This window comes from Deltaproteobacteria bacterium, from assembly GCA_020848905.1.
In the GTDB taxonomy this organism is placed as follows: Bacteria; Myxococcota_A; Polyangia.
In genome coordinates this window covers 434,115-447,327 of the sequence record JADLHG010000031.1, presented here as the reverse complement: position 1 = coordinate 447,327, position 13,213 = coordinate 434,115, and the positions used below count along the sequence as shown (strand labels likewise).

14 protein-coding genes are annotated in these 13,213 nt (G+C 70.0%); 10 read left to right on the top strand and 4 right to left on the bottom strand.

Going from position 1 to position 13,213, the window contains the following annotated elements; genetic code table 11:
• The first annotated feature begins 58 nt into the window (after positions 1 to 58).
• Complete coding sequence (locus tag IT371_14075) at positions 59 to 325, top strand: GlsB/YeaQ/YmgE family stress response membrane protein (GenBank protein MCC6748783.1); 267 nt, start codon at positions 59 to 61, stop codon at positions 323 to 325.
• A gap of 30 nt (positions 326 to 355) precedes the next feature.
• On the opposite strand, the gene IT371_14070 is transcribed toward IT371_14075, so the two are convergent.
• Entirely contained in the window at positions 356 to 1,873 is a 1,518-nt protein-coding gene (locus IT371_14070) for a hypothetical protein (protein MCC6748782.1), read from the bottom strand.
• Positions 1,874 to 2,195: 322 nt separating this feature from the next.
• Between IT371_14070 and IT371_14065 the strand changes: the two genes are divergently transcribed.
• From IT371_14065 to IT371_14050, 4 genes are read left to right on the top strand one after another with little or no spacing between them, the layout of a single operon-like run.
• Positions 2,196 to 2,543, top strand: coding sequence for a DUF4398 domain-containing protein (locus IT371_14065; protein MCC6748781.1), 348 nt, complete (start codon positions 2,196 to 2,198; stop codon positions 2,541 to 2,543).
• A gap of 18 nt (positions 2,544 to 2,561) precedes the next feature.
• Complete coding sequence (locus IT371_14060; GenBank protein MCC6748780.1) at positions 2,562 to 3,464, top strand: DUF4398 and OmpA-like domain-containing protein; 903 nt, start codon at positions 2,562 to 2,564, stop codon at positions 3,462 to 3,464.
• 32 nt (positions 3,465 to 3,496) lie between these two features.
• Positions 3,497 to 3,985: a hypothetical protein gene (locus IT371_14055; protein ID MCC6748779.1), complete on the top strand. Its 489-nt coding sequence runs from the start codon at positions 3,497 to 3,499 to the stop codon at positions 3,983 to 3,985.
• A gap of 31 nt (positions 3,986 to 4,016) precedes the next feature.
• On the top strand, positions 4,017 to 4,175 hold the full coding sequence (locus IT371_14050) for a lmo0937 family membrane protein (protein ID MCC6748778.1): 159 nt from the start codon (positions 4,017 to 4,019) through the stop codon (positions 4,173 to 4,175).
• Between the two features lie 115 nt (positions 4,176 to 4,290).
• Here IT371_14050 and IT371_14045 read toward each other — a convergent pair whose 3' ends face one another.
• Entirely contained in the window at positions 4,291 to 4,476 is a 186-nt protein-coding gene (locus IT371_14045) for a hypothetical protein (GenBank protein MCC6748777.1), read from the bottom strand.
• A 277-nt stretch (positions 4,477 to 4,753) separates the two neighbouring features.
• On the opposite strand from IT371_14045, the gene IT371_14040 reads away from it, so the two are divergent.
• From IT371_14040 to IT371_14020, 5 genes are all read left to right on the top strand, one after another.
• On the top strand, positions 4,754 to 6,343 hold the full coding sequence (locus IT371_14040) for an FAD-dependent oxidoreductase (GenBank protein ID MCC6748776.1): 1,590 nt from the start codon (positions 4,754 to 4,756) through the stop codon (positions 6,341 to 6,343).
• A 14-nt stretch (positions 6,344 to 6,357) separates the two neighbouring features.
• Positions 6,358 to 7,905, top strand: coding sequence for an NAD(P)/FAD-dependent oxidoreductase (locus IT371_14035; protein MCC6748775.1), 1,548 nt, complete (start codon positions 6,358 to 6,360; stop codon positions 7,903 to 7,905).
• Positions 7,902 to 9,101 (top strand): iron-sulfur cluster-binding domain-containing protein, encoded by a 1,200-nt coding sequence (locus IT371_14030; protein MCC6748774.1) that lies wholly within the window; start codon positions 7,902 to 7,904, stop codon positions 9,099 to 9,101. Before IT371_14035 ends, IT371_14030 begins: the two co-directional genes overlap by 4 nt.
• A gap of 200 nt (positions 9,102 to 9,301) precedes the next feature.
• Positions 9,302 to 10,747 (top strand): hypothetical protein, encoded by a 1,446-nt coding sequence (locus IT371_14025; protein MCC6748773.1) that lies wholly within the window; start codon positions 9,302 to 9,304, stop codon positions 10,745 to 10,747.
• 116 nt (positions 10,748 to 10,863) lie between these two features.
• Positions 10,864 to 11,592 carry an MBL fold metallo-hydrolase gene (locus IT371_14020; GenBank protein MCC6748772.1) on the top strand — a complete coding sequence of 243 codons (729 nt, stop codon included), beginning with the start codon at positions 10,864 to 10,866 and terminating at the stop codon, positions 11,590 to 11,592.
• 83 nt (positions 11,593 to 11,675) lie between these two features.
• Here IT371_14020 and IT371_14015 read toward each other — a convergent pair whose 3' ends face one another.
• Together IT371_14015 and bfr are read right to left on the bottom strand one after the other, a co-directional pair.
• The gene (locus IT371_14015) at positions 11,676 to 12,500 is read right to left on the bottom strand and encodes an alpha/beta hydrolase (GenBank protein MCC6748771.1); all 825 of its coding nucleotides are present in this window, start codon (positions 12,498 to 12,500) and stop codon (positions 11,676 to 11,678) included.
• An 83-nt stretch (positions 12,501 to 12,583) separates the two neighbouring features.
• On the bottom strand, positions 12,584 to 13,054 hold the full coding sequence (gene bfr, locus IT371_14010) for a bacterioferritin (GenBank protein MCC6748770.1): 471 nt from the start codon (positions 13,052 to 13,054) through the stop codon (positions 12,584 to 12,586).
• Positions 13,055 to 13,213 lie beyond the last annotated feature (159 nt).

Below are 13,213 nucleotides of genomic sequence, written 5' to 3'. Positions count from 1 at the left end.
GCCCCGGTGGCGGTCCGGCTCTTGCAGTCCATCGTCATCGACATGGAAGGAGGTGCGCATGCACATTGCGTGGATGGTGTTGATCGGACTTCTGGTGGGTACGGCCGCCCACCTAGCGATGCCTGGACGCGTGGGAGGCGTGGTCATGACCATCACGCTGGGGCTCACCGGTTCCCTGCTGGCGGGCTTCTTCGTGCGCGCGCTCGGCTTCTATCAGGGCGCCTTCGATGCACCGGGAGTCGTCGCCTCCGCCTTCGGAGCGCTGCTGCTGCTCTTTATCTTCCGGCTCATCGTGGGCCGACGCACTCAGACCCCGGCGAGGTGATCCGCTCGGCCGAACTCGTCGCAGAGTCGCTCAGGGCAGCGGGCGGAAGGGCCGCACCCGTGGACGGAAGCCCCAGGGCAGTGACGGCGACGAGCTCGCCACCACGCCATCTGGGAGCTCCACCTCGGCGAAGAGGATGGCCGAGCCGGACACGCGGCGTCGCAGCCGGTAGCTCCCGTCGGCCTCGCGCGCCAAGACGCGCTGCCGATAGGTGAAGCCGCCGTCCTCGCTCACCGCGAGGCGCACGGCCAGGGGCATCGGACCCATCACCCGCACGACCACCTCGTCGTCGCGACGCTCCACGACCGGCGCGGGCGGCGGCGCCGCGAACGGGCGGCGGGGATGCGCGGCGTGCTGTGCCACGAGCGCGCGCAGGAGCACCGACCACCGGCCGATGAAGGCGTCGTGGTGGTTGTAGCTGCCCTCGGGTCCGCAGTACGGAGTCTGCGCGCCGGCGGGGCAGCGCCTCGGGCATACCGTCGCACCGGGGCACTCCGCGGGCCTCCGCGCGCCGCCCGGCATGCAGGCCGCGGGACAGCCCTGCCCGAAATACCAGCCATGGTCGTAGTCCGCGACCAGCGTCAGGCTCTTCGCGGGAGCTCGGAGCGCGCGGTACGTGGCGAGTGCCTGGCCGAGGGGAAAGAACTCGTCCTGCGCCCCGATCAGAAGGAAGACGACGCCGCGCTGGCGGCCTGCAAAAGCCAGCGGGTCGAGGCCTCGGAAGAGAGCCCGCGCCTCGGGGCCCTCCGCCTCGAGCCCCCCCGTGGAGAGCACGAGCCGCCGCAGCCAGGAGCCCTGCGCGGTGGCCTCGCCGAGGGCGCCGCTCGTGCTCACCGCGAGCACGCCACGGATCCGATCGTCCACGCCGTTGGCCACGAGGGTAGCAATGCCGCCGATGCTGTTGCCCGTCAGCACCACGGCCCGCGGGTCGGCCTCTGGCTGTTGCTGCGCGAAGGTGATCGCCCGCAGCAGCGCGTAGGTGTACGCGTAGAGCCAGCTTCCGCGCACGTCGGGAACGGTGGCGAAGAGGGGCCTCGCGTCGTCGGCGGTGACGCCGTCGCCTTCCGAGGCTCCGACGCCCGGGGCGGAGAGGGCCAGGGCCACCACGTCCAGGTTCCGGCAGAGCTCGGCCGCGGCCTCGGGGGTACCGCGCGCGCCCAGCCCGTGGGCCGTGATCACGATCGGCTTGCTCCGCCGCGGGTAGCTCCCGGGCGGGACGGCAAGGAAGGCCTGGATCCGCATCGGCCGCCAGCGCCCCCACCTGTCCCAGACCCGAGACGTGAACTGCACCTCGCGGACGGTGATGCCGTGGGCCACCCGTTCGCGAGGCAGGACCACCGCGGCCAGGTCGCCGGCGTTGCGCGCCGCCCCGAGGTCGAAGCTCGCCGCGTCGAAGCGTTCGGCACGCGCGGCAAGGACCAGCAAGCCCGCCAGCGCGGCACCCGCACCCGCGCGCAGAGCGCCGCGCCACCGGGCCGGGCGACGGCTCGTCGTTTGCTCCAACAAGGAGCCCGTCAGGCTGTCCGTCGAAGTAATCGCTCGCGTCATGTCACCGATGGGCTCCTGACGTGGGGTGTGCAAGACGAGCGCCAGCGTCCCACCCAGGGCGCGACGGAGCCGACAGCGAGACCGGAAAGGGTCGGCCGTGCCCGCTCACGGCTCGCCTGGCGGTGGGATCACTCCGTTGGAAGACGCAAGCGGTGGCTCGCAGATCGCCACGATCGCCGTCGGGGAGTAGCGAAGTTCCACGACGGGTGCGACTGGCTCGATCGATGCAGTGCTCGCGAGCTGGGCCGCGCCCATCCGTGCGTGAGATAGGCGACCCGGTCACTGCACGAAACCATCTCTTTACGCAGAGAGGAAGACGAACATGAGAACGAGAAACGCGTTGGTGGCGGTGCTCTGGCTCGCTGGCTGCGCCACGGCCGGACCGTCGGGCGAAACCATGGAGGCGACGGCGTCCTCGATCCGGGCGGCGGACGAGCTCGGAGCGCCCAAGGTCCCGCAGGCGGCGCTGCACCTGCAGCTCGCCAAGGAGCAGTCGCAGCACGCCAAGCAGCTCATCGCAGCGGGTGACGGCGAGGAAGGTGCGCTCCTGATGATGCGCGCCGATGCCGATGCGGAGCTGGCGGTGGCGCTCGCCCGCAGCTCGGTCGAGACGGCCAAGGCCCGCAAGGCGATCGAGAAGGTCCGAACCGTACAAACCAGTGCTCCGTAAGGAGAAAGGACGAGACCCATGCACGTCTATGGAAGCTATGTGACGCGAGTCGTTTCGATCGCTGCCTTCGCAACCCTCGGAGTGGGTTGCGCCACGGTGGCTCCCACGGAGCTGGTGCGCGCGAGAGAGGCCTACCAGCGCTCGACCCTCGGGCTCGCCGCCGCGAGGGCCCCAGCCGAGCTGCACAAGGCCAAGGCGTCGCTCGACAAGGCCGAGGAGTCCTTCGCCGAGGAGCCGACGTCACGCCGGACGCGCGACCTCTCGTACGTCGCCGAACGCAAGGCGCAGCTCGCAGACGCGATCGCCGAGGCCCGGCGGGCCGACAAGTCGCGCCTGGAGGCGGAGCAGGAGTACCTGACGAGGCAGCAGCAGCGGGCCCAGCAGACCAGCAAGGCGCTGGCCGATACCCGTGGGGAGCTCGCGGACACCGAGCGCTCGCGGCAGGCCGGGTCCAGGGCGCTCGGCGCCGAGCGCGCTGCGCGCCTTGGCGCAGAGGCGAAGGCGAAGGAGGCGGCGGAGGCCCTCGCCAAGCTGGCCGCTGTCAAGGAGGAGGAGCGCGGCCTGGTGATCACGCTCTCGGGGAGCGTCCTCTTCGCCAGCAACCAGGCCACCCTCCTGCCGTCGGCGCAGACGCGACTGAACCAGGTCGCGGACGTGCTCCTGACGACCAAGGAGCGCACGCTGGTCGTCGAGGGCCACACGGACTCGCAGGGGACCTCCGGGTACAACCTCGGCCTCTCGCAGCGCCGAGCCGACGCCGTCCGGACGTACCTCATCTCGCGCGGGTACGCGGCCGATCTGATCCGGGCGCGCGGCTTCGGCAAGGAGCGTCCGGTGACGGAGAACAGCAGCGTCGAGGGGCGCGCCAATAACCGGCGCGTGGAGATCGTCGTCGAGCCCAAGCTCAAGGCGTCGCTGTAGCCATGAGCCGGTCATTCACGAAAGGAGCGGCCATGAGACCGAGATATCGATACACCGCAGGAGTTGTGCTGCTGAGCGCTGCAGCCTTCGGGGCCGGCTGCGATACGACCACGGCCAAGCCATCGGCCGGGGTCGGAGCGGTCGAGGCCACCAAGCCGGAGCTGGAGAAGGTCCGCAAGGAGACGAAGGAGGCCGCGCAGGCCACGAAGGACTACGGCTACGCGGTGCGGGCCCAGTTCGTCAAGGACATGCAAGAGGAGCTGGCGGCGGTCAACAAGGCGCTCGAGCAGCTCTCGGCCAAGGTCGAGGCCTCGAACGCCGCGGCCAAGGCCGACGCGAAGGCCAAGGTGGAAGCGCTGCGCGGTAACGCGTCCCGGCTAACGGGCGAGCTCGACAAGCTCAAGAACGCGCAGGAGGTGGCCTGGGAGCAGGCGAAGGCAGGCTTCAAGAAGTCGCATGAGGAGCTGAAGGCGTCAGTGGCTCAGGCGCGCACGTGGCTGAGCGAGAAGATCGCGCCGTAGACCGACAGGGCGCAGAAAGGAAAGGTGCACCATGTTGTGGGCCATCATGATTGCGTTGGCCGTGTTGTGGGCGGTCGGCCTGGTGAGTTCCTACACGCTCGGAGGCTTCATCCACATCCTGATCCTCGCGGCGGTCGTGCTGCTCGTCGTGCGGCTGGTGCAAGGACACCGGCACAGCACCGCCAGCTAGCTAACGAAGGGCCGCGCTGGCCGCGAGACGTCCCCTGCGGGAGTCTCGCGGCCAGTCCAACCAGGATTGATGGGGGTAATCTGCAGGGCTGTGCGGCGAACCACTCTCGGGCGAGCTACGCTTTGTTGGCCCCGTCCTTCAGTTTCTGACCCGCCTCTTCGACCTTCTCTCCGACCTTCTTGGCGGTCTCTTTGACCTTGTCGGTGGCGCGTTGTGCCAGCTCCTTCGCCTCCTCGCCGACCTTCTTGGCCTTCGTCACGGCGCTGTCGATACCTTTTTCGATCTTCTTTTCGATGTTCATGGCTGCTCCTCCGTGATCACGAGTGATCGTCTATCACGCAGTGCATCAGCCGTGCCGGCGTCCCTCCCGCGATATCCGCAGAACTCGGGCGCCACGGGCCACCCTGGGCTCTGGTGATTTGCGAGGCTGCTCTGGCGTCCTGCAAGAGTCGGGGCGCCGAAGGGCCGGCGCCGGGGGACGCAAGCCGCAGCTTCGCAACGTCCCACGCCTCGCCCGTCGCAGGCACGGCTCCTGCACTCCTGCATCGCGGCCATCGGCCCATTGCAACGGAGGCGTCATGGGTGGACAGGAGGAACTGAAGGGCCCGGATCTCGGCCACGACGGGATCGCGGCCACGGCTCTCGCCGACGGTGCGATGCTGGAGGGACACGTGGACGGCGTGGCGGTGCTTCTCGCTCGGCGCGGTGCCAAGGTCTTCGCCATCGGCGCCCGGTGCACGCACTACGGGGCGCCGCTCGCCGACGGAGCCATGAGCGGCGAGCTCGTACGGTGCCCGTGGCACCACGCGGCCTTCGACCTGCGCACCGGCGCGGCCGTCGCGCCGCCGGCGCTCGACCCCGTGACGTGCTGGAACGTGGACCAGCGCGGCGGGCGCATCTTCGTGGCCGGCAAACAGCACCCGCAGACGGCTCAGCGCCTGACGGGCGATGCACCTCGGCGCATCGTAGTCCTCGGCGCCGGTGCCGCGGGCGCCTGCGCCGTGGAGACGCTGCGGCGCGAGGGCTACGAAGGTGACCTGCTGCTCGTCGGACGCGACGAGTTCGTACCCGTCGACCGGCCGAACCTCTCCAAGGACTACCTGGCCGGCACCGCCCCCGAGGAATGGATTTCGCTCCGCTCGCGCGGCTTCTACGCCGATCGTGGCATCGATCTCTGCCTCGGAGTCGCCGCCGAGGCTCTGGACACGAAGGTCCGGACCGTCCGGCTCTCGAACGGCACGTCGATCACCTACGACGCGCTCCTGCTCGCCACCGGCGCCGACCCGATCCGGCTGCCGATCCCCGGCCACGACCTCCCCCACGTGCACACGCTGCGCTCCCTCGCCGACAGCCGGGCGATCATCGCGCGCCTGTCGCACGCGAGACGGGCCGTGGTCCTCGGCGCCAGCTTCATCGGGCTCGAGGTCGCCGCGTCGCTGCGCGCTCGCGGCCTCGAGGTGGACGTCGTCGCGCCGGAGAAGCAGCCCCTCGAGAAGACGCTGGGCGCCGTGGGGGGCTTCGTGCGCTCGCTGCACGAAGACCACGGGGTGCGCTTCCACCTGGAGCGGAAGCCGGTCGCCATCACCGCCCACGAGGTGACGCTGGACGACGGCAGCCGGCTCGCCGCTGAGCTGGTGGTGATGGGGGTCGGGGTCCGACCGACGAGCGAGCTCGCGCAAGCCGCAGGCCTCGCCGTGGATGGCGGCATCCTCACGGACGCGTACCTGGAAACGAGCGTTCCGGGCATCTTCGCGGCGGGCGACGTGGCGCGCTACGCCACGGCCCACGGCACGCGGCAACGCGTGGAGCATTGGGTCCACGCGCAGAGGCAGGGGCAGGTCGCGGCCGAGAACATCCTCGGGCGAAGACGCCCCTTCACGCAGGTCCCCTTCTTCTGGAGCGCGCACTACGACGTGACGATCTCGTACGTCGGCCACGCCGAGAGGTGGGACTCGGTGGAGCTCGCGGGCAGCCTGGAGCGCCGCGACGCGATGGTCGCGTACCGCGCGGCAGGGGTGATCTGCGCCGTGGCCACTGTGGGGCGCAATCGGGCCAGCTTGAGAGCGGAGGAGGCGCTCGAGCGGGGCGACCATCGGGCCCTGGAGGACTTGCTGAGGGAGCAACGGGCGCCAGCCGGCGGCGCACGGAGCTCCGCGACGAGACCGTGAGCTGCGAGGAGACGATGAAGACCTACGATGCGGTGGTGATCGGGGCAGGACTCGGTGGGCTCTCGGCCGCCGCGCGGCTCGCGCGCGCCGGATTCTCGGTGCGGCTGCTCGAGCGTCACGTCCAGCCCGGGGGCTATGCCACCACCTTCTTCCGCGACCCCTTCGAGTTCGAGGTTTCGCTCCACGAGCTCTGCGACATCGGCCCCCCCGAACGCCGCGGGTCCCTCTACCGCAGTCTGGAGGAGCTCGGGGTGGCCGAGCGGGTGGAATTCCTGCAGCTCCCCATTCTCTACCGGACCGTCGCCCCCGGGCTCGACCTCCGGGTGCCCGTGGGCCGCGAGCCGGCCCTGCAGGCTCTGATCTCCGCGTTTCCTGGCGAGCGCCGCGGGCTCCGGCGCCTCTGGGACCAGCTCTTCGGCATCGTGGACGAGCTCCGGCAGCTCAACGCGCGCCAGGGCGCGGCGAGCGCCCCGCATCGCGTCCTCTCCACCCTGCTCCGCTACCCGCGTCTCGCGCACGCGGCGACCGTGCCGCTGGCCGCGATCCTGGATCGCGCGCTCGAGGACCCGTGGGCCCGGCTGGCCGTCACGCAGCTCTGGACCTACTTCGGGTTGCCCCCCTCGCAGCTCTCGCTCTTGCTCTTCGCCGGGGGTCTGGCCTGCTATCTCGAGACGGGCGCCTCCTACCCGGTCGGCAAGTCGCAGCGCCTCTCGAACGCCTTCGTCGAGGTCATCGAGGAGGCCGGCGGCGAGGTGAGCCTGGGCTGCGGCGCGAAGCAGATCCTCTGCCGGGCGGGACGCGTCATCGGCGTGGTGACCGACCACGGCGAAGAGCTGGCCACTGACGCGGTGGTGGCCAACGCCAATCCGATCACCACCGCCTTCGACCTGATCGGTCGCGATCTGGTGCCCGAGGCGTTTCTCCATCGACTCGCCGCGGCGCGCCCGAGTCTCTCCACGGTCTGCGTCTACCTCGGCCTCTCGAAGAGCTCGGAGGAGCTCGGCCTGGTGGACCACGAGGTCTTCTTGAACCACCACGTCGACGTCGAGAAGCAGTACGCGAGCGCGTTCGAGGCGGCGTTGCCCGATCCGTTGCTGATCACCGCGTACAACGCGACCGACCCTGCGTTCTCCCCCCCCGGGACCTCCGTCGTGGCCTTGACGGTGCTGGCCGACGGCGAACGGTGGGCCGCCGTGCCCGCCAGCGAGTACCCCGAGCTCAAGCGCACGCTCGCGGAGCGCATGGTCTCTCGCGCCACCGAGCTCTACCCCGGGCTTCGGGACAGCATCCAGGTCTGCGTCGCCTCGACCCCCGTCACGAACATGCGCTACACCGGCAACGTCGGGGGAGCCATCTACGGCTTCGCCAACACGCCCGCCGAGAATCCCGCGTTCCGGCTCGACCAACGCGGCCCACTCGGGGGTCTATGGTTTGCGGGCGCCTGGACGCGACCGGGCGGTGGCTACGCGCCGTGCGTGGCCTCGGGCTGCGCCGCCGCCGAGGCGATTCTGGCCGAACGAGGGGCCGCACTTCCCGTGGCCGCGAGCCAGGGTGCGCGATGAGGCTCCGCAGCTATCTCCGCCTGCTCGAGGACGCGCGACCCGTCGTCCGCACGCTGCGGCAGGCCTACGGGACGCCGCAGCCGTCCGAGACGCCGCCCTACGAACGAGAGCAGGCCCGGCAGGTGACCGACCGGCTGCACCCGGGGTGGATCGTGGTTCGCGTGGTCCGGATCCGCGTCGAGACGCTCTGCACGCGAACGCTGGTGCTGAAGGCCCGTCGCGGCGCGCTGCCGGCCTTTGCTCCCGGTCAGTACGTGAACGTCTTCGTGGAGGTGCGCGGGGTCCGGACCAGCCGGCCGATGAGCATCTCCGCCCCGCCGCGGGCCGACGGTACGATGGAGCTGACCATCAAGCGCAAGCCAGGCGGCTTCGTCTCCGAGCACCTCGTGGACCACCTGAAGGTGGGGGACGCGCTCGCCGTCTCGGGCCCCGAAGGAGACCTTCCTTTTCAGCCCGCCCGGGACGGCAAGGACCTGGTCTTCATCGCGGCGGGCAGCGGCGTCACGCCGTTCATGGGCATGCTCGAAGACCTCGCCCGGCGCTGGCCCGAGGTGCGCCTGGCCCTGCTCTACGGCAGCCGCACGGCGGAGGCCATCATCTTCCGCGATCGTCTGGAGGCGCTCGCCCGCCGGGGGAGGCTGCGGCTGCGGCACGCCGTCTCGAGACCCAGCCTCGGCTGGGCCGGCGAGCGTGGCCGCATCGATCCGCCCATGCTCCGACGCTTTCTTCACGGGGAATCGCTCGACGGAAAGACCTTCTTCGTCTGCGGTCCGCCGGAGCTCGATCGGACCGTCACGCGGGCGCTCGAAGCGGCCGGCGTCCCCGGCGGTCGGATCCGCGCGGAGTCGTCGGGCTCCCCCGAGGCGATCACGGGCCGCTCCGACTGGCCGGTCGGACTCCGGGCCAACCAGGTCTTCATGGTCCGGATCGAGGGACACGCGGCGCCCATCGCCGCTCGGGCCGGGGAACCCCTGCTCAGCTCGCTCGAGCGCGCCGGCCTCTCGGTCCCGGTCCTCTGCCGCTCCGGTGTTTGCGGCTCGTGCCGCACCCGCCTGACGGAGGGAGCGGTCGTGCGATCGGTTCGCGCGGGACAGCGCGCGTCCGAGAGCGCGGCCGGGTACATTCACGCGTGCGTTTCACACCCGGTGAGCGACCTTCGCGTCGCGCTGCTGCCCGCCTCTCCGCGGGTCCCCTGAGTGCCGTGCCGCCCGCGTCGCGCCATCCTGGGACCGGGGAGCCTCGGCGCCCGCCGCGAGGGCGTGGCGGCTCGCCCCGGCAAAGCGCCGCGGCGCTCGTCCTGATCGCGGGCCTGAGCCTGGGTCTTCGTCCGCGGAGCGCGCGGGCCGAAGGACCCGATGCGTCGGTTCCGCGAGACGCGAGCCCGTCGGCGCAGCTCGTGATCACCGGAATCGGCGTGCTGCCCGAAAGCGACGTGCGGGCTACCGCCGGGGTGCCGCCCCAGGGGCTGGCCGAACGCGACGCCTGGGCCAAGGAGGCCACGCGCCGGGTCGTGGCCGCCTATCAGGCCAGATCCTACGCCTACGCCCGCGCCTGGTATCTCGTCGAGCCCAGCGGAAGGATCCATCTGCACCTCGACGAGGGACGCATGCGGGTGATCTACACCGGCGTCAGCAGCGTGGTGGCGTTTCTCTTCAGTCTCGACTTCTACCTGCCCCGCGGCGTCTTTCACGAGCCGTCCCTGCGCCGAGGGCTCGAGCGCCTCAAGCGGAAACACGACCTCCTGAACATCTACTACCGCGTGAAGGAGCCCGGGGAATACAACACGAACGTGCTGGGCAAGAACGAGCCCCAGCGCGTGCTCCAGATCTACGTCGTGACCCCCGACGCCGTGGGCTGGGGCTTCGACATGCGCTCGAGCCCCACCTGGGGGCTGCTCCCCGGCGTCTCGTACACTCGACGCAGCCTGCTCTGGGCGGGAGATCGCCTGCGCGCCAAGGCCGAGGTGGGCTTTCCGTACCGACGCTACCTCCTGGACATCGACCCCAAGTTCCAGTGGGTGCACGGCGGGCTGGAGTTCGAATACACGCTGCCGCGCATGGTGGGCCGTCGCCTCGCGCCACGTCTCGACTCGTCCATCTACGTCTCGCGCCCGGAACGCCTGTCGCTCGGCCTGGCCAGCTACCACCTGCTGCGCACCCCGACGCTGGCCAGCCTGGTGCTCTTCCTCCCCGGACTGGAGCTCAGTCTCGGAGGGGGCGTCGAGGTGCTCCGCGCGTTTCTCCTCGACCCGGCCCCCGGGCCGCCGCCCCTCGAGCCCGTCCCCGGCCCTGCCACCTCGGTGCGCGGCCTGGCACGGCTCGGGGCGAAGCTCGAGGCGCGCTCCGAGGTGCTGCGTCGCGACTGGCGCACCTTTCTCGCCCTCCGCTGCGACCTCATCGCCTCGGGGGCGCAGCGCTGGATGTTCCAGAGCGAGCTCGTGGGACAGCTCTTCCGCGGCTTCGGCCGCCATCGCTTCTTCGTGTCCGGCCGGGGCCTGCTCCTCGCCGGCGACGTGCGCTTCTGGGACGACGTGGCGCTGGCGAGCGACTTCCAGCGCGTCTTCTTCGGCAATCGCTACTGGGTCCGCGGAGCCGGGCAGCTGGAGACCGCGTATCGCATCAACCTCTGGTGGTATTGGTTCGACCTCGGGGTCTTCCACGACCTCTCGGTGTTCGCGGACCGGACGCGGCCCGAGCGACCGGTCGCCGTCGCCAATGCCTTCGGCCCGAGCATCCACTTCCTCCTGTTCGACCTGTTCGCCCTGGATCTCTTCGCGGGCTTCGGTTTCGCGCCGGTGGGCTTCGACCACACCCTCTCCCTGAGTCTGCAGACGATCTTCTAGCGGGACTCACTGCCTCCCCCGGCCCGGCCTGCAACAGGGGACGACGCTCGCAGGTGCGCCGCTTGCATCGGGCTTCGGCATCTTCGATCCGGCCACACTGCTCAGGAGGACCTGCCATGGAAACGAGAACGCACGAAATCGCCGACGGTATCTTCCGCTTTTCCACACTGGTGCCCGATATCGCGGGCGGATTCACGTTCAACCAGTTTCTGATCCGGGCCCGGGAACCCCTGCTCTTTCACACCGGCCCACGCGGCATGTTTTCTCTGGTGTCGGCGGCCGTGGCGAAGGTCGTGCCCCTCGATACGCTCCGCTGGATCACCTTCGGCCACGTGGAGGCGGACGAGTGCGGCTCGATGAACCAGTGGCTCGCCGCCGCTCCTCGGTCCGTCGTGGCACACGGCGGGGTGGGCGTGATGGTGTCCCTCAACGACCTGGCTGACCGCCCGCCGCGCGCGCTCACCGACGGCGAGGTCCTCGACCTGGGCGGCAAGCGGGTGCGCCACCTGGATACGCCGCACGTGCCGCACGGCTGGGAGGCGCGACTCTTGTTCGAGGAGACGACCCGCACGCTCCTCTGCGGCGACCTGTTCACGCACACCGGAGACGGGCCCGCCGTGACCGCGGGCGACATCGTGGGCCCCGCGCAGAAGACGGAGGAGCTGTTCCACGCGACCTGTCTAACTCCGACGACCGGCGCCACGATCAGAACCCTCGCCGCGCTCGAGCCGCTCACGCTGGCCGTGATGCACGGCTCCTCCTTCAACGGGGACGTGACCGGCGCCCTGGAGGCGCTCGCCCAGTACTACGACCGCCAGCTTCGGGACGCCGGAGCTCCAAGGTAGACGCGCGGGTCGGTGGCGGAGGGCGACGACGCCGCCGCCCTCCGCCTCCAGCTCCTCGTCGCGCTGCCTGCCTCTCTCGGCCGTCAGGCCTCGAGGAAGCCGAGCAAGTCGGCGTTGAGTCGGTCCTTGTGCGTGTCCGTGAGCCCGTGGGGCGCCCCGGCGTAGATCTTCAGGGTCGAGTTCCTCACCAGCTTCGATGAGCGGAGGGCCGCAGCCCCGATGGGCACGATCTGGTCGTCGTCCCCGTGCACGATGAGCGTCGGCACGTCGAATTTCTTGAGGTCCTCAGTGAAATCCGTCTCGGAGAAGGCCTTGATGCAGTCGAAGGCGTTCTTGTGACCGGCCTGCATCCCTCGGAGCCAGAACGCGTCGATCACGCCCGGCGAGACCTTGGCACCGGGCCGGTTGGCGCCGAAGAACGGGCCGCTGGCGAGGTCCTTGTAGAGCTGCGAGCGGTCGGCGATCGCGCCGCGTCGAATCCCGTCGAAGACCTCCATGGGCACCCCGTCGGGATTCTCCGCCGTCCTCAACATGAGCGGCGGGACGGCCGCGATGAGGGCCGCTTTGGCCACGCGCTTCGACCCGTGGAGGCCAAGGTACCGGGCCACCTCACCCCCACCGGCGGAAAATCCGACGAGGAACACGCGGCTCAGGTCGAGCGCTTCGACGAGCGCCGCGAGATCGTTGGCGTAGGTATTCATGTCGTTCCCCTCCCCAGGCTGGCTCGAGCGCCCATGTCCCCGGCGGTCATGGGCGATGCAGCGATAGCCGTGGGCCGCCAGGAAGACCATCTGCGCCTCCCAGCTATCGGCATTGAGCGGCCAGCCGTGACTGAACACGACGGGCTGCCCACTGCCCCAGTCCTTGTAATAGAGCTGCGTTCCGTCCTTGGTCGTCATCGTGCTCATCGGTGTCTCCTTCACATCCTGAACCAGAGGATGATCCTCGCCTCGAGGGCCATCACGCTCTCGCGCGCCGCCGCCCTCCCCCCCTACTTGCCGCACTGCCTGGCCAGGTAGTTCTGGATCCCCATCTGCGCCACCTGATCGCGCTGGGCCTCCAGCCAGTCCAGGTGACGCTCTTCATCCTTCAGGATGTCCTCGAGAAGCTCGCGCGTGCCGCTGTCCCGGACCTCCTGGGCCTGGACCACGGCCGCGTTGTAGCTCGGCACGGAGGCGTTCTCGGAGCTCAGGTCGGACTCGAGGATGGCCTTCACGTCCTTCCCGATATTCACCGCGTCCAGCTTGCTGACCGTGGGCGTGCCCTCGAGGAACAGGATGCGGCCGATCAGCTTGTGCGCGTGCTTCATCTCGTCGATCGCGCGCTTGTGGATGTCCTGGTGGAGCCTCTTGTAGCCCCAGTTTTCACACATCTCCGAGTGAACCATGTACTGGTTGATGGCGGTGAGCTCCTCGCGGAGGAGCTTGTTCAAGGTCGTGATCATCTGCTCGTGGCCGTGCATGTGATCTCCTTCCGGTGTGCGCTCGCGAGATGCAACCACCGAGCCAGGCCGCGCGGCGGTTTGAGGCGCGATCCGTGGCGATCCGCAAGACCGGGCTGGCGATCTGCAAGCCGCGAAGCGTGGCGACCCGGAGCCGCGGCGGCTGCAGCTCGAAGATGT

What these genes read in the sequence shown, in the direction of transcription:
- IT371_14075 (MCC6748783.1), top strand. Translation starts at nt 59, where the DNA reads ATGCACATTGCGTGGATGGTGTTGATCGGACTTCTGGTGGGTACGGCC.
- IT371_14070 (MCC6748782.1), bottom strand. Translation starts at nt 1,873, where the DNA reads ATGACGCGAGCGATTACTTCGACGGACAGCCTGACGGGCTCCTTGTTG.
- IT371_14065 (MCC6748781.1), top strand. Translation starts at nt 2,196, where the DNA reads ATGAGAACGAGAAACGCGTTGGTGGCGGTGCTCTGGCTCGCTGGCTGC.
- IT371_14060 (MCC6748780.1), top strand. Translation starts at nt 2,562, where the DNA reads ATGCACGTCTATGGAAGCTATGTGACGCGAGTCGTTTCGATCGCTGCC.
- IT371_14055 (MCC6748779.1), top strand. Translation starts at nt 3,497, where the DNA reads ATGAGACCGAGATATCGATACACCGCAGGAGTTGTGCTGCTGAGCGCT.
- IT371_14050 (MCC6748778.1), top strand. Translation starts at nt 4,017, where the DNA reads ATGTTGTGGGCCATCATGATTGCGTTGGCCGTGTTGTGGGCGGTCGGC.
- IT371_14045 (MCC6748777.1), bottom strand. Translation starts at nt 4,476, where the DNA reads ATGAACATCGAAAAGAAGATCGAAAAAGGTATCGACAGCGCCGTGACG.
- IT371_14040 (MCC6748776.1), top strand. Translation starts at nt 4,754, where the DNA reads ATGGGTGGACAGGAGGAACTGAAGGGCCCGGATCTCGGCCACGACGGG.
- IT371_14035 (MCC6748775.1), top strand. Translation starts at nt 6,358, where the DNA reads ATGAAGACCTACGATGCGGTGGTGATCGGGGCAGGACTCGGTGGGCTC.
- IT371_14030 (MCC6748774.1), top strand. Translation starts at nt 7,902, where the DNA reads ATGAGGCTCCGCAGCTATCTCCGCCTGCTCGAGGACGCGCGACCCGTC.
- IT371_14020 (MCC6748772.1), top strand. Translation starts at nt 10,864, where the DNA reads ATGGAAACGAGAACGCACGAAATCGCCGACGGTATCTTCCGCTTTTCC.
- IT371_14015 (MCC6748771.1), bottom strand. Translation starts at nt 12,500, where the DNA reads ATGAGCACGATGACGACCAAGGACGGAACGCAGCTCTATTACAAGGAC.
- bfr (MCC6748770.1), bottom strand. Translation starts at nt 13,054, where the DNA reads ATGCACGGCCACGAGCAGATGATCACGACCTTGAACAAGCTCCTCCGC.